A 21,261-nucleotide genomic window follows, 5' to 3' on the forward strand; every position below is an offset into this window, starting at 1 on the left:
TGGTTCAACGCATGTTTTCGTTGGCCATGGCATCCGGTGTGTAATAGGAAGCCGAAGGTTTTGCGATCGTCTGGTACTGGACCGCCAGATCGTTGCTCGAAGCGTTGAGGAAGTAAGCGCCAGTATCGAGGTTGTAGCTGCCCCACATGACTTGCGCCGTGAGCGCCGGCAGGTCTGGCGCCAACAGCGTCAGCGAATACATCTGCCGTCCTAGTTTGCCCTGGGCGTCATACCCGTCGACCATCAGGATCTGCCAGGAGTCCTCGTCGACGTAGTAAGTCCGATGCGGCACCACATGGCGCTTGCCGGATTTGAGCGTGGCCTCGACCACCCAGACCCGATGCTTCTCCCAGCGCACCAGATCAGGATTGAGAAAGTTCGGTTTGACCAGATCGTCGCTCTTGGCCAGGCCGGCGCGATTATTGTTGTAGGGGACGATCAGTTCTTTCTTGCCCGCAAGCTTGAGATCGTAGCGATCGGTAGGCCCGAACAGCATGAACGCTTCGTCAAACAGACCGACGCCAGAGGTGACGAAGTCCGGGGTGTCGTAGGCGATGTTCGGCGCTCGGCGTACCCGGCGCTGGCCGACCAGATACTGCCAGGCCGCACGGTTGGCCGGGTCCATGTCCCAATGGGTCATCAGGCCTTCGCCGGCCTTGGATGACGGCAGTTCGGTCAGCAGCTTGCCAACCTGATACTTGCCGGCAAAATTTTCCAGGCTGCCACTTTCGGAGTAGTAGGGAAACTGATAGCTGAACAGGGCCCGGGTCGCCTGGACCTTCTTGCCTCCGGCGGTCATCAGCCAGGTATCGAACGGCGAGCTGATGGTCTCGCCGCCCTGCCAGGACAACCGGTAGTTCCACAGTACTTGCGCGCCGTTCTCCGGGATCGGGAACGGGATGCCGCCATAGGCACTGGTGACTTTCTCGGTTTCCACATCCAGCGTGGCACGGGTGGCATTCTTGCCGGTGTTGTCATACACCCATTGCGGGGCTGCCGCCGAGCGATGGGTCGGGTAAATGTCCAGGCGATAGTCGGGGTATTTCTTCAACAGAACCTTGCTGCCTTCGGCCAGCACGCTGGCGTAATGCTCCATGTTCGAGGCCTTGATCGAATACAGCGGTTTCTCAGCGGCGAATGGATCGGGACGTTTATCACCCGGTTTGTAGCCCGGCGCGACCTTGGTGTAGCCACCCTCCCAGGCCGGAATGCTGCCATCGGCATTGCCGGCGCGCTCGCCGCCAAGGGGTGTCAGTTCAGACTTCAAACGGGCAGCCTGTTCCGGCGATACCGCTGCTTGCGCCAGGCTGATGCCGGCCAGGGCCACGGTGAGGACGCAAGTGTTCAGGAAAGTGTTGTTCTGCATGGCGAATCCACCTTATTAAAATGAGGTTTTCACGTAGAGCGAGACGAAGTCGCGGTCGGCCAGCGACTGCCCGTAGCTGAAATTGCCGTCCTCGCGCAGCCCGGCCTTCGGGGCCCCGAAGAAGTTCACGTAGTTGAGGCCGACATCCCAGCGCTGCAGGTAGGTCGCCTTGAGCCCGACACTCCAGTCGCCGGCATGGGTATTGCCGAAGCCCGACTTGTTCACGGCCGAAGAACGCCCATCGAGCACCACGCCCATGCCGATCGGCACGGTCAGGTCGATCCCGTCGACAATCTGGAAGTACGCAGGCTCCACCAACACCCGCAACGCAGTGGCATCGCGGGTGGTGTTGGAATCCAGCGCCGCGGCGTTCTCGGTGACGCTCAGGGTGCGGTTCCAGGCCAGTTCGGCCAGTGCCGAACCGCCGTCCCAGAAAGCGCCAGGCGATAACAGGTAAATCGCCGACAGGTTGGCGTGAGCGGTTTTGCCCCGGGCAAACAGTGCGTCATCGCCACCATCGGCCTCCATGCCTGGGGCCACCACTTGCAGGTTGCTCACCAGCGGCGCATTCCAGCGCACGGAGGTTTCGCCGGCAAAGTTGAACGGCCCATAGGCAGTGGAGAAGCTGACGCCGGCGGTCTTGATATCTTCGGCGTAGACCTGACGATAGGAACTCAGGATCGGCAGCCCGGTGGCCGCTGCTGCCGCACCGTCGAGGTAGGCGTACAAGCCGATCGGCGCTTTGTCGTGATACTGCGCGGCGTAGAAACCCAGCTCCAGTTCGGTCCCGGTCGGTTTGAAGCGAATCTGCATGCCGCCCTGCCCCGAATTTCGCGGTTTCAGATCGCCGCCATTCACCGTGTCATTGCCGAACACTTGGCGCAGGGAACCGCTGCCGTAACCGATGGCATCGGCATCGCTCAGGTAGCTGCCGGCGCCGGGCAAATTGGAACGCTCCCACTCCAATTGGTAGTAAGCGCCCACCGACAACTGCGGGTTGATCTGCAACTGCCCGGAGATCTGATTGACCGGGCGCAGGATTTCCTTGAACTGGGTTCCCGGCACGCTGAGCAGCTTGACCACATCGGTCGGGCCTTGGGCATTGGCAATGCCGTTGCCGCCGTAGAACAGGCTTTCACCGTAAATCAGGCTGTGTCGGCCCAGACGCGCCACGCCCTGGGAGTCTTCACCGAGGTCACCGCGCAGAAACACGAAGGCGTCGAGAATTTCAGCGTCGCGACCATGGAGCTCGCGGGTTTCGCTGAGGAAATGCGGTTGCTCGCTGCTGTCGGTGTCCTGGTTGTAGATATCGTCGTACCAGGCCGCGCCGCTCACACGCAGCCCATAGTTTTGCCGGCTGAGGTCCATTTCGGAAAACAGATCCAGACGGTTGGAGACCAGACCGCGGCTGAAGTTTTTATCGCCCTGACTCTGGATCGAGGGGTACAGGCCATTGGCGGTCGGTGCGTTGACCAATCGGCTGTCCTGACCGTGCAGACGCCAGGCCTGGCTGTACTTGATGGTGTTGTCCCAACGCAGTTTCCAGTCCGAATCTCCCAGGTCCATTTGCATGGCCTCGGCCCTTTCGATCATCACGCCTGCGCTGCATAACGCCAGAAACAAGGCGCAATGCTTGAAACGAAAGCAACGTTTAACGTTGTCCATGGACGCTCCTCATTATTTTTATTTTTGGTATGGCTTTGCACGCATGGCACCAGCCAACACACTCAGGTAGCGACTTGCGCCGCTGTCTATGGGTGTGCGTTTTCAGATGTAGGTGGAGGCCAATCCGCCATCGACTGGCAGGTTGACGCCGTTGATCCAGCGCGACTCGTCGGCACACAGGAAAGCGATCACCGCCGCCACCTCATCGGCATAACCGGGACGTTTCATGCGATGGGCATCGGCCTGGGTTCGTGCTTCACCGAGCATGCTCACGAAGTCGCCGAGGATGGGGGTGAAGACCGGGCCCGGCGCCACGCTGTTCATGCGCACTGAATGTTCGAGAAACCAGGGCTGGGCCTGCAGGTAATTCCAGACGATCAAGGCTTCCTTGAAATACTGGTAGCAGGTCGCGTCCGGTACCGGGTGCTCGGCCAGCCAGGCTTGCGCGGCGGCGAAACCTTCAATGCGTGCCAGCGCCTTGTGCTGTTCCAGACGTAACGGCCACTCGGCACCGAGGATCGAGGCGATATTGACGATGCTGCCGCCCGCGGTGATTCGCGGCAGCAATGCCTGGCTCAGGTGACGCAGCCCAAGGTAGTTGACCTGCGCCAGCAATTGCGGGTTTGCAGTGCCCGGCACCCCGGCGATATTGCACAGGCTGTCGATCTGTGCCGGTAACTGCGGCAGCAGCCGATCGATGTTCTCGGCACTGCTCAGATCGCCCTGAACAAAACCGTCCAGGGTCATGTGCGGCGCCTTCAGATCGACGCCAATCACGTGGGCGCCGTGGGCGCGCAGCAGGCTTGCAGTAGCGGCGCCGATACCCGAGGAGACCCCGGTCACCAGCACAATCTTGTTGTCGAGTTTCATGTTGAGTCCTCTTATTATTTTTGTGTACTCGCCGACCTCGTCGGCCTGGTCCTGTCCGTCAGAACGGGTAGCGCGGCGCCTTATCCTTGACCGTCACCCATTGCCATTGGGTGTATTCGTCCCAATCGGCCGGACCGCCAACGCTACCGCCATTGCCCGAGCTGCCGCGCCCACCGAACGGGTTAATGCACTCGTCGGCTACCGTCTGATCGTTGATGTGCAGCAGACCGCAGTTGAGTTGTTCGCCAATCGCCATCGCGTGCCCGACCGAAGGCGTAATGATCCCTGCGGACAAGCCATACTCGGTGCGGTTGGCCAGGTCGATGGCCTCGTCGTCGCTAGCAAAACTCACCACCGTGGCGACCGGGCCGAAGATCTCTTCGTCGAATGCGCGCATGCCCGGGCGCACGCCGGACAGCACCGTGGGTTGGTAGAAGAGCCGGTCAAACTCGCCGCCGGCTTCCAGGGTTGCCCCGGCAGTCACACTCTCGGTGACGATTTCATGCACGCGTTGCAACTGTCGCTTGTTGATCAAAGGCCCCAGCACCGCCTCGCCACGAGCGGCATTGCCGACCGTGATCGCCCGGGCTTTCTCTGTCAGCCGGCGGACCAGTTCTTGCGCGATCGATTCATGGGCCAGAATGCGTCCGGTGGCCATGCAGATTTGCCCCTGATGCAGCCAGGCACCCCAGGCGGCATTGCTCGCCGCCAATTCAAGATCGGCATCTTCGAGCACGATCAACGAGTTCTTGCCGCCCAGTTCCAGAGCGACTTTTTTCAGATGACGCCCAGCCACCTCCGCGACCTTGCGCCCGGCCGCAGTCGAACCGGTGAACGCGATCATCCGAACATGCGGGTCGCGGCACAGGGCCTCACCGGCCACCGCTGCGCCCGGCAAAACCTGCAGCAGCCCCTTGGGCAGACCGGCCGCCTCGAACAACCGGGCAATGATAAAACCGCCACTGACCGGGGTCTGCGGATCGGGCTTGAGCACCACCGCGTTGCCGGCCGCCAGCGCCGGTGCCACCGAACGCAGGGAGAGCACCAGGGGAAAGTTGAACGGCGAGATCACCCCGACCACGCCATGGGGCAACCGACGTGCATAGGACAAACGTCCCGCCTCGCTTGGGAGAACCACACCATGGGGTTGCGATAGCAGACCGGCGGCCTGATGCAGCAAGACGATCGCCTCACGGACCTCATGTTCGCCCTTGAACAGGCTGCCGCCACTTTCCCGGGCGATGTACAGCGCCAGTTCGGCAAAGTGTTGCTGGGCCAGGGCTGCGGCTTTGCGAAAGATCTCTGCGCGTTCCCGTGGCCCCAATGCCGCCCAGGCCGGTTGAACACGGGCAGCGGTCAGGCTGGCAAACGCGATGTCCGCCGCATCGGCTAAACCGGTGACGGTGAGTACCTCGCCGGTGGCCGGCTCGATGACTCTGTTGACGCCGCCCAATGGACGTATCCAGTCGCCATTGAAGATGCGTTCGCACCACAGCGCGTCCCCCAGAAAATCAGATGGTTCACTTACCGACATTTCGGTCTCCCGGCTCTTGTGTTTGTAATTGCCTGACGCCGCCTTGCGATAACGATGCAGCGTCGTGAAAGCACTAGAGCAAGGGCTGTGCCGACTTCCTCTGTTGCCACGCGATTTAGGTGGCGAAGGCTCTGGCTTGAAGGTTTGAGAGGAGCACTGATGAGTAGGGCAAGGCGTCTGGCGCTCGGCCGACACCCGGCCACTTGTCCAAATGATAAAGTTATGTTTAATAACTGTTTTGCTGATTGATCATTTCGATCAGTCGACTCGTTCAGGGGCATATAACAATGAATAATCCCCATTCGCTGCTTCCTCATCTCGCGGTACAGGAGGAGCATTTCTCGCCCCGGGGAGACAGCACTCAACTGACCGAGGGCAACTCACCGACCCTGGCCGAGTTGACCGAATGCCTGTTCTTTTCCCCCGTTGACGGACGTATCTGGCTCAACGACCAGCGCATGCTGCTATTGCACAGTTCATCCTTCGGCGCGCTGCGACGGGAGATTATCGAGCGCCAGGGACTGGAACAGACCCGCGGTCTGTTTACCCGCACCGGCTATTTGTCGGGTGCACGCGATGCGCGATTGATCCGCGAGCGCTGGCCAGACGCCGATGCCGCGGCGGTTTTCTCGGCCGGCACGCGCCTGCACACACTCGAAGGCATGACCAAGGTCGAACCCCTGCACTTCAAATTCGACGCCGACTCAGGCTTCTACGAAGGTGAGTTCCTCTGGCACCACTCCTGTGAGGCCGACGAACATATCGCCGCCTACGGGATCGGCCAGGATCCGGTGTGCTGGACCGAACTGGGCTATGCCATCGGTTATGTCAGCGGGCTATTCGGCCGCCTGGTAATTTTCCGTGAAACCGAGTGCCGGGGCATGGGCCATGAGAGCTGTCGGGTGATCGGCAAGACCGCCGAGCAATGGGGCGATGTCGAACAGGACCTGAGTTACCTTACCGCCACGCCATCCAGCGTCGCCCCCAAGCAGCGTCCAGCCCCGGCGCCCGCACCCCAAGACGATGACAACGAAACACCCGGCGGGCCAAAACCCATCGGGGCCAGCGCCGCCTTCAACGCCGCGACTCTCGCCTTGCAGCGCGTTGCGCCGACGCCGGCCACGGTGCTGTTTAGCGGCGAGTCGGGAGTCGGCAAGGAATTGTTCGCCCGTCAGTTGCATCAGTTCAGCCCACGCCATCAAGGACCTTTCGTGGCCCTCAACTGCGCCGCGATCCCGGACAATCTGATCGAGGCCGAACTGTTCGGGGTCGAACGCGGCGCCTATACCGGCGCGACTCATTCGCGCCCTGGACGCTTCGAACGCGCTCACGGTGGCACCCTGTTTCTCGACGAAATCGCCAGCCTCAGCCTGCCGGGCCAAGGCAAGCTGCTGCGTGCATTGCAAGAGCGTGAGATCGAGCGCATCGGTGGTGGCGAGGCGATCAAGGTCGATGTGCGGGTGGTGGCGGCAACCAATGTCGACCTGCGCAAAGCCGTGGCGGCCGGAGACTTTCGCGAGGACCTGTTCTACCGCCTGAACGTCTACCCCATCACGTTGCCGCCACTGCGCGAACGCCGTGACGACATCCCGTTGCTGGTCAATGCGTTCCTGCGGCGCTTCTGTCAGGCCTACGCCCGCAAGCCTGCGGGGCTGACCATGCGCGCGCTCAAAGTGTTGTTGCGCTATGACTTCCCCGGCAACGTGCGGGAATTGCAGAACCTGGTAGAGCGCGGCCTGATCGCCAGCGAAGACGGTCAAGCCATCGATCTGGTCCACCTGTTTCGCAACGAACCCATGCCGCAGGAGGCGTACTCTCTGGACGGCAATGGCAGCCTCGCTGCCACTGACCCGAGCCCCGCCAGCACGCAACCTCGTCCAGCCTTGCTGGAAACCCTGACGCGCCTGGAACACGGCTTCTCCATTGAAGGTCTGGAGTCGCGTTTGATCGACGAAGCGCTGCAACAGAGCGAAGGCAACCTGGCTGCCGCCGCGCGCTTGCTGGGGTTGAGTCGTGCGCAGTTTGCCTACCGACTGAAGAAGTACCGACAAGCATCGGTTTGACTCAGGCTGAGGCACGGAGGTTGGCGTAGCAACGACTACCCGTCGCAGATGAGGATGAAACGAAATTTCTTGCCAATATAGTTATGACAATTAACTATGTTTGAAGTTAATTTGTTTGCCTCATCACACGCGCTCCGGAGTCCACATGCCCAATAACAACAATATCGACGGCATCATTGAACAACTCAGCCAACTGCCTCCCCTCAGCTCGCTGACTGTCGATCAGCAGCGGCAACAGGCCGAACAACTCTTCGGTGCCGGCTCCTGTGCCGCGGGCGTGACCTTTGAGGCCGCCAATCTGGCCAGCGTCAGCGGACTTTGGGCCACTCCCGCAGATGCCCGGCCAGACTTCGTTTTGCTGTATCTGCATGGCGGAGGCTATTCATTCGGCAGCGCCCAGGCTTATCGCCCGCTCGTCAGCCAACTGGCAGCCCGCAGCGGGATTCGTACCCTGTGCATCGATTACCGCCTGGCCCCGGAACACCCTTTCCCGGCCGCCATAGAGGACGCTCTGGATGTCTACCGTGCACTCCTCGAAACAGGAGTGAACGCAGATCATCTGGTGCTGGCCGGCGACAGTGCCGGCGGCGGTCTGTGCATGGCTCTGATGTTGGCTGCCAAGGCTGCGGGTTTGCCGCTGCCCGCGGCTGCGGTAGTGATGTCGCCTTGGGTCGACATGGCTCAGACGGGAGAGTCCTGGGATTTGCAAAAGGCTCGAGATCCATTGCTCGGCGCGCTTGCTGGCAAGACCCTTATGGCCGATACCTATCTGCAGGGCGCCGAGCCACTGAATCCGTTGGCTTCCCCGCTGTACGGTGACCTTCGGAGTCTACCGCCCGTGCTGATCCAGGTGGGCAGTCGGGAATGCCTGCTGGACGATTCAACCCGGCTCGCCAGCCGCCTGGCCAGCGCCGAAGTGGCGGTACACCTGGACGTCTGGCCGGGAATGATTCATGTCTTCCAGACCATGAGCGATCATCTCGAAGAAGCCCGTCGTGCACTGGACCAGATCAGCGCCTTCCTCCTAAGGCACCTGGGGGAAGATGTGTCTCAAGACAGGCATCCCTCCTCCACTGGCGCCTGCAACCCCATGAACCGCCGCACTCTATGAGCCTCAGTCTCCTCGCGAATCGCCTGTGGCGAGGAATCCAGCTGAATGTGGCCGTTTTCCATGAAGATCACCCGGTCAGAGATCGACAGCGCAAAGTCCATTTCGTGAGTGACAATCAGCAGGGTCATGCCTTCCCGGGCCAGATTGCTGATGACCGTGAGCACCTCGCCGACCAGTTCCGGATCCAGCGCCGAGGTGGGTTCGTCGAACAACAGGATGTCCGGGTCCATGGCCATGGCCCGGGCAATAGCCACGCGCTGTTGCTGCCCCCCGGACAGTTGATGCGGATATTTGTGGACGTGGGCCAACAAGCCGACCTTGTCGAGCAACTGACAGGCGCGTTGTTCGCTCAGTGCGCGGCTGACGCCATGATAACGGGGAGCGAGGCTGATGTTGTCCAGCAGTGTCCGGTGCGGGAACAGGTTGAAGTTCTGGAACACCATGCCGATGCGCCGTACACCCTGACGAACCCGACGGCCATCCGGTTTGTCCTCGGCATTGATGAAGCTCTCCCCGAACAACAGGATTTCACCTTGATCGATGCGCTCCAGGCCATTGACGGTACGAATCAGCGAGGTCTTGCCGGAGCCCGACGGGCCGATGATAGAAATGACCTGGCCACTTTGTACCTTCAGGTCAATGCCCTTGAGCACCTGATGATCGCCGTAGCATTTGTGCACGCCCTGCAGTTGCAGGGCCGGGGCGGCGCCTTTGGCCGGGGGTTTGAACGTGCTCGTTGCTACAGGCGCCAGACTGTCACGCAGCACGTGTGCCGAGGCGCTATCGAGGGTTTGCGGTGTCCGCAGGTTGAGGTCCAGATGGCGTTCCAGACGCTGCAGGGCGAAGCCGAACACAGTGACGATCAGCACGTAATACACACCCACCGCCGCCAGGGTTTCCATCACCAGGAAGTTCTGGGCATACAGGCGCTGGCCGACGGTCAACAGTTCGGTCAGTGAAATCACCGAGATCAACGAGGTCAGTTTGACCACTGTGATGTATTCGTTGATCAAGGTCGGCAGTGAGATACGAAACGCCTGGGGAATCACTATCAATCGTTGCAGGCCGAACAGGCCGATACCCAGAGCACGGCCGGCTTCCTTCTGACCCTTGGCGACCGAGATCAGTCCGCCACGATGAATTTCGGCCATGTAGGCGGCCTCAGTGACCACCAGCGCCAACAGACCGGAATAGAACGGCACCGACAGCACCGGCCCGGCACCGGGCAGCAACTGCGGAAGGTTGTAGATGAAGACCACCAGCACCAGCAGCGGAATGCTGCGAAAGAACCAGATGTAGAGTGACGCCGGCATGCGCAGCCAGGGCAAGCTGGACAATTTGGCTGATGCCAGAACGAAGCCCAGCAACATCCCCAGCAACCAGGCCAGAGCGCTGAGTTCGATGACAGTCAGGCTCGCCGCCCAGAAGTCAGTCTTGGAGAACAGCGAAATAAAATAAGACCAGTCGAATTGCATAGACACCTCGTGCAAGCCGCACCCTCGACCGAGGGCGCGGTTTCAGCCATTACTCGGAGACCGGTTCCAGATCATATTTTTTGAGAATGGTGGCGTACTCACCGTTGGCTTTACTGTCGGCCAGGGCTTTGACCAACGCCTGATAGGTAGCCACGGCGTCTTTCTTGACGTAGATACCCAAGGTCTGCGGGTACACCAGCTTCTGCGAGCTGACCACGACCCGTCCGTTGGTACGCTGGGCGATCATGTGCGCGGCACCGGCGATTTCCACCTGGGCCTGAATGTTCTTCGAGAGCAGCGCCTGCGTCACTTCGGGAGCCGAGGGGTACTCGTTGACGGTGATGGCGCCTTTGTTGTTCGGTACGCAATAGTCTTTGGACAACTGGGTGAATTTGCCGACCCAGGTGGTGCCCTGCTCCAGGCCGATCTTCAGGCCGCACAAGTCTTCAGGAACCTGCGGGTTTAACTCACTGCCCTTGGGCACCATGATCGCGGCGCCGGTGTTGGCGTAGGCGATGGTGCGGGCCTGGAGTTGGCGTTCGGGGGTGATGTACATGCCGGAAATGATCGCGTCGTAATGCCCGGCGTTGAGGCCGTTGATCAGATTGGGAAACTTGGTATCAACGAAGTCAGCCTTGACGTCCATCGCCTTGGCCAGGGAGTGGGCCAACTCAGGGTCGGAGCCGACCACATTCTTGTCTGCGTCGTAGGACTCGAACGGCGGGTAGGTGATTTCCATACCGACTTTCAACACACCTGGGGTCGCGGTGCTGGCGAAGGCGGTACTGGCGCAGAACAGGCCAGCGGCGAGCAGACTCAGTCGGGTCAGGGTGCAGGGGGTTTTCATCATGGGAAGCTCCGTTGGTTGTTTTTTTAGGAATGAGTGGTGGTGTTCTTCAGGCGGCCGAAGCTCGATGGCTTTCGAGCCCGGGACGGCAGTTCAAGCTCGCCGTTTTCCACGCGTTTGCGCAGATACTGGTAGGTCTGCAGCGCTTGGCTCCACATGTGCTCGCCAATCGCCAGCGCCTCGTAATCCCCGGCATCCTTGGCGAAAGCCGGCAGCGGTTTGATCAGCGTGTGATAGTCGCAGGCGTAGAACAGCGGGAAGCTGTAGCGCTCCTGAGCGACCTTGCGCACCCGGTGAGCGGTGGCGACAAAGGCACCTGCGGTCATGACTTCCAGCATGTCGCCGATGTTCACCACGAATGCCCCGGGCATCGGCGGTGCGTCGACCCACTGCCCCTGATCGTTAAGCACCTCCAGCCCCGGTTGATCGGCGTGCAGGATGGTGAAGCACTCGTAATCGGTATGTGCGCCAATGCCGGGGGCATCCACGGCTTCGGCGTCGAAGGGATAATGAATCAGCCGCAACTTGGAGGGCGGGCGAGTCACCAGCGCGTCGAAATAGCCCTCCTCCAGCCCCAGGGCCAAGGCGAAGCCATCGAACAGCCGGCGGCCGAGGGCAAACACAGCCTGATAGTAGTTTTGTACCGCGCCCTGGAAGCCCGGCACGTCGGGCCAGTGGTTCGGCCCCAGCAGCGGCGTACGGTTGAGGAACAGTGGGTCATCCACTGACACTTCGAAGCCGATATCGAAGGCCTCTTTATGATCCGGCTTGCCCTTGGAATACACCTCCTCGCCTTCGGGCACGAAGCCCTTGTGGCTTTGCGAGGCGCCGATGTAGTGGCGCATCTTGGCTTCCAGCGGCTGTGCGAAATAATCCCTGGCCGCCTGGCGCAGGCCCTCGATCAGCGCCGGATCGATGCCATGCCCGGTGATGTACAGAAAGCCCACATCGCTGGCGGCATGCCCTAGTTGCTCGGCCACGGCCAGACGGTGCTCCAGTTCGATACTGAAGAGTCCGGCGATGTTCACCACCGGGATGCTGTCGAAGTTGGCCTGGGTTGACGAGGTATTACTCATGGCGGGTTCCTTCACGGGTGAAACGGTCGAAGTGTTCGCGCTCGGTCCGAGCCATCCACTGGTTCAAGGTCCAGAGGTCGGCCACTGGCATATTGGTGAAGGGCAAGTGATGCAGATAACCGTCGGCACCGAACTCCGGGGTCAGGGTGCTGACCGGGTAGCCACGCTGAAGCTGAGAGGTCCAGACGGCCTCCCAGTGGCGCTGGTGAAACGCCAGTTCACGGGCATATTCCGGGGCGGCGGGATGGGGGACTTGCGGGCCCTGGTCATAGCCGACCCGGGCCTGGATGTGATGCACGCGTTCGACGAAGGCCGAAAGATCGTCGGCCGGATCGTCCAACAGTCGCTCGCAGCACACCACCCAATGACTGATGTCACTGGTGAAACGCAGTCCCGGCAGTTGGCGGATCAGTTCCAGGGTCACCCAAGGGCTGTATAGGGAACGGGCGCGGTGAGTCTCGAAACTGCAGAACACCCCATGCCTGGCGGCCAGCTCCATGGCCTGGCCGAAGAATTCGACCTGCAATGCCTGCGGCCAGCGGTCGTTGCCTGCCAGCAGATTGACGAAACGTGGGGTCAGCTCCGAGGCCCAGCCCAGTTTGCGATCAATGTCGGCCAAGTGTTGGGTGGGCGTGGCGTTCTGGTCGGGCAATACATCGTAAGCACTGAACAGCGTGCAGATATAGGGAACCTGATTGCTGCGCAGGAAAGCGTCGAACTCGCTACGCTCATCGGCCTGCAGCGGCAGGCGTGCTTCGATGCCATCGAAGCCGGCGGCGAGCAATTCATCCAGGGCTTGTGCCTTGCTGGCGGTATAGCCCCACAACGTGCGGAAAATCTCTAGCTTCATGCATTCCTCTCGACTGCGTCGGGCCACTAGCGGATTGGGCTGGTGGCGTTACTGGGCAGTCGAAAGGGGATGCTGCGGGCTGCTGCTCTGATGGCGTCAGTCCCGTGGGGAAGGATCCTAAGATCATGTCGGCAAATGATTGAATAGGCTGCAGCAAATAGTTAGTTCAGAAATTTATGAACTAACCATGCCGGGTTTTCTTGCGCTGTGTAAGCCGCAATGCGATCCGTAGCAGCTGTCGAGCTTGCGAGGCTGCGTTCGGCTGCGAAGCAGTCGTGAATCCGGCTGATGCGGTCTGCCTGACACACCGCGATTTCTGGTTTTACGACTGCTGCGCAGCCGAACGCAGCCTCGCAAGCTCGGCAGCTGCTACAAAGAGTGCGACCAGTGCTGATGGGCACGAACCAGAACAGAGCACTGCGGCTCAGCCATTCCCGCGACTGGTGCGTTGATCGCCTGTTCTGCCTTCCGCTGCCTTATAGCCATCCCCTTTCACCGCGTGGGCGACAGGCCGATTCTTTGTCGAGTGCGAAGGCTGGCAAACAACTTGCTTGGCTCTGGTCAAGCCTGAGCCATCAATGACGATGGCTTCGCAAATATCCCGGACAACGGCGTCCGCTTCCCTGCACATTGCGGCAGGAGAGCGTGCGCCGTTTTTGCTTTCATCCTGGCATTAGAAGGAAATCCACATGCCTGCTCAAGGAATGCACCCCACGGGTCATGCCATCGTTAATCTGCGCAGCGATGGCAGCAAATCGCACCCGGTCGGCATACCAGTCGCCAAGGCATTGTTCGAACCCGGTATGGCCCTGCTCGAACGCAGTAGAACCGGTTTCTGGTTACCGCTTGGACTGGCCCTCGGCGCCTGCGGTCTCGCACTGGCCGAACAGCCCGCAAGCGCACTGACTCTGATACCTGGCGTCCTCTATCTGGGCTGCGCCTGGCACCGGCGCGAGCGTCATCAACGCCATCTACAGAGATTCTGGGACACTGAACTTGCACAACTGCTGCGCAGCTCCCGGGATGCCGACCCAGCGACGCTCCTGGTGGCCGCCAGCATGCAACTGCGCAACAACGAACGCTTACGCAGCGAAGTACAGTTCGCCAGCCGCGCCCTGGAGCAAATGGCTCAACAGGCCCGCGACCAAGGTGAAGAACAAAGCCAACGAATCGCCATGATCGCTGCCGCCAGCGAGCAGATCGATCAGACCTTGCACAGTATCGATGCCTTGGCCCAAGGTGCGTTGGCGGCCTTCGCCAACGCCCATACCATGAGCGACGCCGGTTGTCTGGAGGCGCGCTCGGTGGGTGACAGCATGCGCTCCATTCAGCACAGCCTGGGCAATACTGCACACGCCGTGGAAGCGTTGCTGCAGCGCACTACCGCAGTTGAAAGCACCGTCACTAGCATCCAGGCACTGGCCAGGCAGACCCAGTTGCTGGCGCTCAATGCCTCCATCGAGGCTGCCCGCGCGGGTGAGCACGGTCGCGGTTTCGCCGTGGTCGCCGATGAGGTCCGCAGCCTGGCCCAAGCCACCGACCGGGCGACCAACGAAATCACCACGGCGGCGACGGCGATCGCCACAGCCGTGCGCCAGGTGGATGGCGAGGTCAAGGAACACCGCGACCTGCTGGCTGCCGGTAGCCGACAGAGCGAGCAACTCGCCGCCAACCTCGACGACCTGGCTCAACATAGCCAAGTCAATCTGCAACACCTCGGCGCCATGCAACAGGCGCTCAGCGAGCACCAACAAGCCAACCATGCCCTCAGCGAACAGTTGCAACAGGTCAATGGGGCGGTGCAGGAACAGAGCGCGCAGACCCATGTGCTGCACGATCTGACTCGTTATCTCAACCAGCTCACCGTCGGAAGCCGCCCATGAACCTACAACTCGGCACAACACTTGATGCTGGGCAATCCCGACGAGTCCGTCTGCCACAGGCTGACACCGGACTAAGACAGGCTCTTTTGCTGGGTCTCGACCTGCTGCAAGGTCTGCAGCAGCATCGTGGTCTCGGCGGACAAACCACCCGCGAGGCGCAACAGCGTTGCCAGGCACTGGGTCACGCGCTCGACCAACGCTGGAGGGAGTGGCCGTATTCCGCACAGTGCCAGGTCTGGAATGCATTACGCCGCAACCCTGCGGATTTCGATGGGCATTGCCGGTTGCTACAAGACCTGCTCGGCGCCATCCAGCACCTCGAACTGCAACGCTGTGCGCTCAACCTGACACCCCCGAGCATCGCCGGACGCTGCTGGGAGCTTGAAGAGTTGGGACGACTGCGCGGTCTGTCGGTACGCGCCGCCGCCCATCGAAGTTGCCCATTGGAAATGCTGATTCAATTGCAGTACCTGCACGAACGCCTGCTCAAGCATGCCCCCCGTTCGCTGCACACTGCTCTCGAACGGCTGCAGCGCTGCCTGATCGGTACAACGACTGTGTCTATTACCCCGGCGGAGTGCTACGCCCTCCTCACCCCATTGCTCGACGAACGCCTGGACGCTATCCGTCGGGAGCTGAACTGAGGCTTGACGCCATTCGACTTCGCAACGGTGCCGAGGAGAGCCGTTTTAGTTCACCTCGCACAGAAGCTGCCCAACAAACGATCAGTGCTTCGCTCCTCTTGGCTCTATGCCCCCTTCGATTTCTTCCTGGAAGACATCACAGAATCACCTCAAGTCATTGTTCCTATTGACTTTTAGAGCATAAAAAAAGATCGAACATGAACTTGGCAAGCCCTTTGCTACTGCTGTCTTACAGATTCATGCGGCGCGCCAATGGCGGCGTGCTGCACTTCCGGACAACGGCGTCCGCCAGGCCCCTCTATCGAGGGTGCCTGGCGCACGCCGTTTTTGTTTGCCCCTCAAAAAGGATGTGGTTATGACTGATGAGCGTGACTTGCAACATCCGGTACACCCCGGCCGACGCACCTTCCTCAAGCAATCCCTGGTGGCGGCCGGCACTGTCGCCGGGATCACCGCCCTCGACATGGCCGTGCCGAGCTTGCTGCGCAGCGCGGTCTGGGCCGCTGGCAGCGATGCGCCGGAGAAAGCTGCGCTGAAGGTCGGCTTCATTCCACTCACCGATTGCGCGTCAGTGGTGGTCGCGGCAACCCAGGGTTTCGGCGAAAAATACGGTCTCACTATCACCCCGAGCAAAGAGGCATCCTGGGCCGGCGTTCGCGACAAACTGCTCAACGGCGAACTGGATGCTGCGCATGTGCTCTACGGCCTGATCTATGGTGTGCAACTGGGCATCGGCGGGCCGCAGAAAGATATGGCCATGCTCATGGGACTGAACCAGAACGGCCAGGCGATCACCCTCTCCAAGCAGTTGCAGCAAGCGGGCGTGACCAATGGCGAACAACTGGCAGCCAAGGTCAAGCAAGGCGGCACGCCACTGACTTTCGCCCAGACGTTCCCCACCGGCACCCATGCCATGTGGCTCAATTACTGGCTCGCCAGCCTCGGCATTAACCCGATGAGCGACGTGAAAACCATTGTGGTGCCACCGCCGCAGATGGTCGCCAACATGCGTGTGGGCAACATGGACGGCTTCTGTGTCGGCGAGCCTTGGGGAGCCCGGGCGATCGCCGACAACATCGGCTTCACCGCCCTGACCACCCAAAAGCTCTGGCCGGACCATCCGGAAAAAATCCTTGGCACCACCCGTGCCTTCGTCGAGCAATACCCTAATACCGCCCGTGCGCTGACCATGGCGGTGCTCGACGCCAGCCGATTCATCGAGGCCAGCGTCGAGAACAAGAAAAGCACCGCCCAACTGATCGCCGGCAAGGCCTATGTGAATGCGCCCGTCGAAGTGATCGAGCAACGCTTCCTCGGCCACTATGAGGACGGGCTGGGCAATCAATGGACGGACGCGCATGCGATGTCCTTCTGCAAGGACGGCAGCGTCAACTATCCCTACCTGTCGGACGGCATGTGGTTCCTCACTCAGTTCCGCCGTTGGGGCCTGCTCAAGGAAGATGTGGATTACGCCGGCGTGGCCAAGTCCATCAACCAGACCAAACTCTACGGCGAAGCCGCCAGCCAGCTTGGCCTGACCATACCGGGCAGTCCGCTGCGCAGTAGCACCCTGATCGACGGCAAGGTCTGGGACGGCTCCAATCCGGCCGCCTATGCCAACTCCTTCACCATCAAAGCCTGACCGGAGTCACCGCCATGAACGCACCCCTCAAGTTGCCAGCGTCGCCCACCGCTACGGCGAATACCCCGCCAGAGCGTCGCGCCCCCCTCCTGAGCGGGTTGCGTCAACGCGCCAGGGATGGCATTGCCCCCGTATTGGGTATCGCCCTGTTTCTCGCCGTCTGGGCGTTGATAGCTGCGCGTAGCGAAGGCCTGCCCGGCCCGCTGGCGACCTGGTATTCGGCTCTGGAGTTGTTCCGCTCCCCCTTCTACGATAACGGTCCGAACGACATGGGCATCGGCTGGAACGTGCTGGCATCCCTTGGCCGAGTCGGCATCGGTTTCGGCCTTGCCGCCCTGCTCGGTATTCCGCTGGGCTTCGCCATTGGCCGCTTCGCCTTTCTCGGCGGCATGTTCGCGCCGATCATCAGTCTGCTACGTCCAGTCTCGCCGTTGGCCTGGTTGCCAATCGGCCTGCTGGTGTTCAAGGCCGCCGGCCCGGCATCGATCTGGGTGATCTTCATCAGCTCTATCTGGCCGATCATCCTCAACACCGCCGCCGGGGTCGCCAGCGTGCCGCAGGATTATCTGAACGTCGCGCGGGTGCTCAAGCTCAGCGAATGGAAGGTGTTCACCCATATCCTGTTTCCTTCGGTGCTGCCGCATCTGATGACCGGTATTCGCCTGTCCATCGGCGTGGCGTGGCTGGTGATCGTCGCCGCGGAAATGCTCACTGGCGGTGTCGGTCTGGGCTTCTGGGTGTGGGACGAATGGAACAACCTCAACGTCGAGCACATTCTCATCGCCATCATCATCGTCGGTCTGGTCGGTCTGCTGCTTGAGCAGGGCCTACTGTGGATCGCCAAACGTTTTGACTACAGCAACTGAACCGACATGCGCGCCGGTGTTTGGGTTGCCCGCACCTGACGCTTACCCGATGCAGGAGAACCGAGATGACAAAATTCGTCGAGCTGACCCAGGTCAGCAAACACTTCGACACCAAAAAAGGCCGCTTCCAGGCCCTCAGCAACGTCAACCTGAGTATTGCCCGCGGCGAGTTCGTCTCATTGATCGGCCATTCCGGCTGTGGCAAATCCACCGTGCTGAACCTGATCGCCGGTCTGCTGGAAGCCAATGGCGGCGGCTTGATATGCAACGGTCGCGAGATCGACGGTCCTGGCCCTGAACGCGCAGTGGTATTTCAAAACCACAGCCTCTTACCCTGGCTGACTTGTTTCGGCAATGTGCACCTGGCCGTGGAGAAGGTATTCGGCAAACGCGAAAACAAAGCCGCGCTGAAGGCGCGTACCGAGGCGGCGCTGACAATGGTCGGACTTGAGCATGCCATGCACAAGCACCCCAACGAGATTTCCGGGGGCATGAAGCAGCGTGTCGGTATCGCCCGCGCGCTGGCCATGGAGCCGAAAATACTGCTGATGGACGAACCCTTCGGCGCGCTCGACGCCCTCACCCGCGCGCACCTTCAGGACGAGCTGCTGCGTATCGTCGCAGCCACTCAAAGCACCGTGGTGATGGTCACCCATGATGTCGATGAGGCCGTGCTGCTCTCCGATCGCATCGTGATGATGACCAACGGGCCGGCGGCCACCGTCGGCGAGATCCTCAGCGTTGGCCTGGCAAAACCGCGCAACCGCCTGGTGCTGGCCAACGACCCCGAGTACCACCGTTATCGCACGACGGTCCTCGAGTTTCTCTACCATCGCCAGCAAATGCCGGCGGCTTGAAAACGGAGTCCGAGGAAGCCCCCGGTAGGAGGTGCAAGTAAAGCCCGGACAACTCGTCCCTTCACCGTAGATTCGCTACTATGTTCGTCCCGCTTCGCAGCCGAGCGGGAGCAAGTTCCCTCGCCACAGTGGATGCCTCGCCCACAGAGTGGGGCGTTGCCACCGACGCGTTCATAAAGCAAAAAAAACGCCTGAAACCTTCTCGGTTTCAGGCGTCCTGGCCTGTTCATTCCTGATGTTCGACTGGCGTCATTGAGCGTTGGCCTGATCGCAGCGAGGCAGGCTTTGTGCCACGCAGTCGCGAACAACGTGTTGTTTTATCGAGGATCCTTCCCGGCAAATCTACAAGGTGTATGAAATTCCCATCTGCACGGTTCTCGGCGCGCCCGGATAGGCGTAAACGTTGCCAAAGGCGCCTTCATCGTAGTGGCTGTCGAACACATTCTTCAGGTCAAGGTTAAGCCGCAGGTGTTCGTTGACTTTGTAAAAGCCGAGCAGGTCGAACACCTTGTAGCTATCCATGGAGAAGGCATTGGCCGCGGTCTGGCCGGCGCGCTCGTCGACATACTTGGCGCCCAGCCCCAGGCCCAATCCTTTAAGGCCACCGTCCTGAAACTCGTAGACGTTCAGCAGGCTGAAACTGTCGCGCGGAATGTTCACCAGGCGGGTGCCTGACTTCAACACGTTGTCCTGGGTGACTTCGGCATCGACGTAGGCGTAGCCACCGATCATGCGCCACTCTGGCGTGAGGTTGCCGGCCACATTCAGATCAAAGCCACGGCTACGAACTTCGCCCGCCGCCACGCTGAAGGTCGAGTCCACCGGGTCTGTCGTCAGGACGTTGCGTTTTTCGATCTGATACACCGCGGCATCCACGCTTAGCTGACGATCAAGCGCCTGCCACTTGACCCCCACCTCGTAGGATTTGCCTTCTTCAGGTTTGAAGCCGCCACCCGTTCGACTGGCACCGCTGTTGGGCTTGAAGGACCGCGCCGTGTCGGCATAGATCGCCACGGTCGGGGTCAAGTCGTAGATCAGCCCAAGACGCGGGGTGACAGCGTTGTCGCTGTTGGTCCAGCTCACACCGTTGACGAGGTTGTTGTCGTAATCATGTTCGAAGCGTTCGAAACGTACGCCTGCCAAGGCTTTCAAGCGCTCGGTCAGCGTTACCTGGTCTTGCACGAAAGCGGCATAAGTCTTGAGGTTTTCCTGATCGTGGGTGGTGGTACGGGTCAGCGCCGGACGCGGCTGGCCGTAGACCGGATTGAAAATATCGATAGGGTAGGCACTCACCGCCCCACTGGAGCGACGGATGATCGACTTGTAATCGTAATCCTCATACTCGATGCCCGTGAGCAACGTGTGGTCGAATCCACCGGCGGAAAAATGCCCGGTCAGGTTCAACTGCACATCAAGGTCTTGCCACTCCAGCTTGCGATAGTTGAAGTTGCGCCCCAGCGTTCGGCCGTCGGCAGCGACACCGTTGGCTTCGATGGCATTGCCTTGCAGGCTGCCGTCGAGAAATTGCGTGCCGCCGCCCAAGGTCCAGTTGTCGTTCAGGAAATGCTCGAAACGCACTTGCGCCATGTTGTTGTCGTTGTGCAGCTTGCCGATGTCCTTCTCACCGAAGAAAGTATCCCGCGAGGCGACACCAATCTGATTGCGATAGCGAGTCACGCCCCGATCGAGCGGCGCGTTGTTACGCATGAAATCGCCTTCGAAGGTGATACGGGTGGTGTCGTTAACCTGCCAACCGAGGACCGGCGCCACACCGTAACGCTCGTTTTCGACGTGATCACGGAAGGTCTCGCCGCCCTCGCCTATCACGTTCAGCCGATAGGCCAGTCGCCCTTCATCATCCAGCGGCCCTGAGGCATCCAGCGTGCCGCGACGCATGCCTTGATCGTTGAGTTGACTGCCCAGGGTGACGGTGCGCTCGGCCAGGGGTTGTTTGGACACCACGTTGAAAGTGCCGCCCGGGTCGCCACGGCCATACAGCGTGGTGGCCGGCCCGCGCAGGACCTCCAGGCGCTCGATGGTATTGGCATCGGGCATGTTCGGGTAACCGCGGTTAATCGGAAAACCATTGCGGTAAAACTCACCGGTGGTGAAACCACGCACGGTGAAAGTGGTCAGGCCCTGGCCACCGAAATTGTTCGCACGGCCCACGCCTCCGGCGTAATCGAGCGCGTCTTGCAATCGAGTAGCGCCAAGGTCTTCCACGACATCCTTGGTGACGACGCTGATGGATTGGGGGGTTTCGTGAATGGGCGTGTCTGTGCGCGTTGCACTGGCCGAACGGGTTGCTCGATAGCCCTGAACCGGCCCTTGAGCCTGTTCTTCCAATGTGCCGTTGATGTCGATCGCTTGTAACTCTATTGACGCAGGTTCAGTCGGTGCCTGTTCAGCCCAAGTGGTCTGGGAAATGGCTTGGATCACACACAGAGAAACGAGGGTTCGACGCATCGACAAATCAACCTTAAGGAGATGCCGGGCACACATTAGGAGCCCG

At 60.7% G+C, this 21,261-nt stretch carries 16 protein-coding genes; 7 read left to right on the top strand and 9 right to left on the bottom strand.

Annotated elements, in window-relative coordinates; all coding sequences use genetic code 11:
• Positions 1-4 precede the first annotated feature (4 nt).
• The 4 genes from NHU87_RS18245 to NHU87_RS18260 form a co-directional block, all read right to left on the bottom strand.
• Positions 5-1,366, bottom strand: coding sequence for a DUF1329 domain-containing protein (locus NHU87_RS18245; protein ID WP_253551394.1), 1,362 nt, complete (start codon positions 1,364-1,366; stop codon positions 5-7).
• Between the two features lie 15 nt (positions 1,367-1,381).
• Positions 1,382-3,031 (bottom strand): DUF1302 domain-containing protein, encoded by a 1,650-nt coding sequence (locus NHU87_RS18250; RefSeq protein ID WP_253551395.1) that lies wholly within the window; start codon positions 3,029-3,031, stop codon positions 1,382-1,384.
• Positions 3,032-3,133: 102 nt separating this feature from the next.
• On the bottom strand, positions 3,134-3,901 hold the full coding sequence (locus NHU87_RS18255; protein ID WP_253551396.1) for a coniferyl-alcohol dehydrogenase: 768 nt from the start codon (positions 3,899-3,901) through the stop codon (positions 3,134-3,136).
• A gap of 58 nt (positions 3,902-3,959) precedes the next feature.
• Complete coding sequence (locus NHU87_RS18260; RefSeq protein ID WP_253551397.1) at positions 3,960-5,435, bottom strand: benzaldehyde dehydrogenase; 1,476 nt, start codon at positions 5,433-5,435, stop codon at positions 3,960-3,962.
• Positions 5,436-5,722: 287 nt separating this feature from the next.
• On the opposite strand from NHU87_RS18260, the gene NHU87_RS18265 reads away from it, so the two are divergent.
• A complete protein-coding gene (locus NHU87_RS18265; RefSeq protein WP_253551398.1) occupies positions 5,723-7,498 on the top strand; it encodes a sigma-54-dependent Fis family transcriptional regulator in 1,776 nt (591 codons plus the stop codon).
• Between the two features lie 145 nt (positions 7,499-7,643).
• Positions 7,644-8,609 (top strand): alpha/beta hydrolase, encoded by a 966-nt coding sequence (locus NHU87_RS18270; RefSeq protein WP_253551399.1) that lies wholly within the window; start codon positions 7,644-7,646, stop codon positions 8,607-8,609.
• Here NHU87_RS18270 and NHU87_RS18275 read toward each other — a convergent pair.
• From NHU87_RS18275 to NHU87_RS18290, 4 genes are read right to left on the bottom strand one after another with little or no spacing between them, the layout of a single operon-like run.
• Positions 8,549-10,084: an amino acid ABC transporter permease/ATP-binding protein gene (locus tag NHU87_RS18275; protein ID WP_253551400.1), complete on the bottom strand. Its 1,536-nt coding sequence runs from the start codon at positions 10,082-10,084 to the stop codon at positions 8,549-8,551. The two genes, NHU87_RS18270 and NHU87_RS18275, sit on opposite strands and share 61 nt — an antisense overlap.
• Positions 10,085-10,133: 49 nt before the next feature.
• Positions 10,134-10,931 carry a transporter substrate-binding domain-containing protein gene (locus NHU87_RS18280; RefSeq protein WP_253551451.1) on the bottom strand — a complete coding sequence of 266 codons (798 nt, stop codon included), beginning with the start codon at positions 10,929-10,931 and terminating at the stop codon, positions 10,134-10,136.
• 26 nt (positions 10,932-10,957) lie between these two features.
• Complete coding sequence (locus tag NHU87_RS18285; protein WP_253551401.1) at positions 10,958-12,007, bottom strand: isopenicillin N synthase family dioxygenase; 1,050 nt, start codon at positions 12,005-12,007, stop codon at positions 10,958-10,960.
• A complete protein-coding gene (locus NHU87_RS18290; RefSeq protein WP_253551402.1) occupies positions 12,000-12,857 on the bottom strand; it encodes a sugar phosphate isomerase/epimerase family protein in 858 nt (285 codons plus the stop codon). The genes NHU87_RS18285 and NHU87_RS18290 overlap by 8 nt, the downstream gene beginning before the upstream one ends.
• Before the next feature lie 1,316 nt (positions 12,858-14,173).
• On the opposite strand from NHU87_RS18290, the gene NHU87_RS28695 reads away from it, so the two are divergent.
• The 5 genes from NHU87_RS28695 to NHU87_RS18315 all read left to right on the top strand — a co-directional run bounded on the left by NHU87_RS28695 (position 14,174) and on the right by NHU87_RS18315 (position 18,749).
• On the top strand, positions 14,174-14,740 hold the full coding sequence (locus NHU87_RS28695; protein ID WP_437180841.1) for a methyl-accepting chemotaxis protein: 567 nt from the start codon (positions 14,174-14,176) through the stop codon (positions 14,738-14,740).
• A gap of 86 nt (positions 14,741-14,826) precedes the next feature.
• On the top strand, positions 14,827-15,384 hold the full coding sequence (locus tag NHU87_RS18300; protein WP_367399033.1) for a hypothetical protein: 558 nt from the start codon (positions 14,827-14,829) through the stop codon (positions 15,382-15,384).
• Positions 15,385-15,739: 355 nt separating this feature from the next.
• The gene (locus NHU87_RS18305) at positions 15,740-17,026 is read left to right on the top strand and encodes a CmpA/NrtA family ABC transporter substrate-binding protein (protein ID WP_253551405.1); all 1,287 of its coding nucleotides are present in this window, start codon (positions 15,740-15,742) and stop codon (positions 17,024-17,026) included.
• Between the two features lie 14 nt (positions 17,027-17,040).
• The gene (gene ntrB, locus NHU87_RS18310) at positions 17,041-17,892 is read left to right on the top strand and encodes a nitrate ABC transporter permease (RefSeq protein WP_253551406.1); all 852 of its coding nucleotides are present in this window, start codon (positions 17,041-17,043) and stop codon (positions 17,890-17,892) included.
• Between the two features lie 65 nt (positions 17,893-17,957).
• Positions 17,958-18,749 carry an ABC transporter ATP-binding protein gene (locus tag NHU87_RS18315; protein WP_253551407.1) on the top strand — a complete coding sequence of 264 codons (792 nt, stop codon included), beginning with the start codon at positions 17,958-17,960 and terminating at the stop codon, positions 18,747-18,749.
• Between the two features lie 342 nt (positions 18,750-19,091).
• Here NHU87_RS18315 and NHU87_RS18320 read toward each other — a convergent pair whose 3' ends face one another.
• Positions 19,092-21,215, bottom strand: coding sequence for a TonB-dependent siderophore receptor (locus NHU87_RS18320; protein WP_253551408.1), 2,124 nt, complete (start codon positions 21,213-21,215; stop codon positions 19,092-19,094).
• Between the last annotated feature and the right edge of the window lie 46 nt (positions 21,216-21,261).

This window comes from Pseudomonas mandelii (assembly GCF_024138395.1).
In the GTDB taxonomy this organism is placed as follows: Bacteria; Pseudomonadota; Gammaproteobacteria; order Pseudomonadales; family Pseudomonadaceae; genus Aquipseudomonas; species Aquipseudomonas mandelii_E.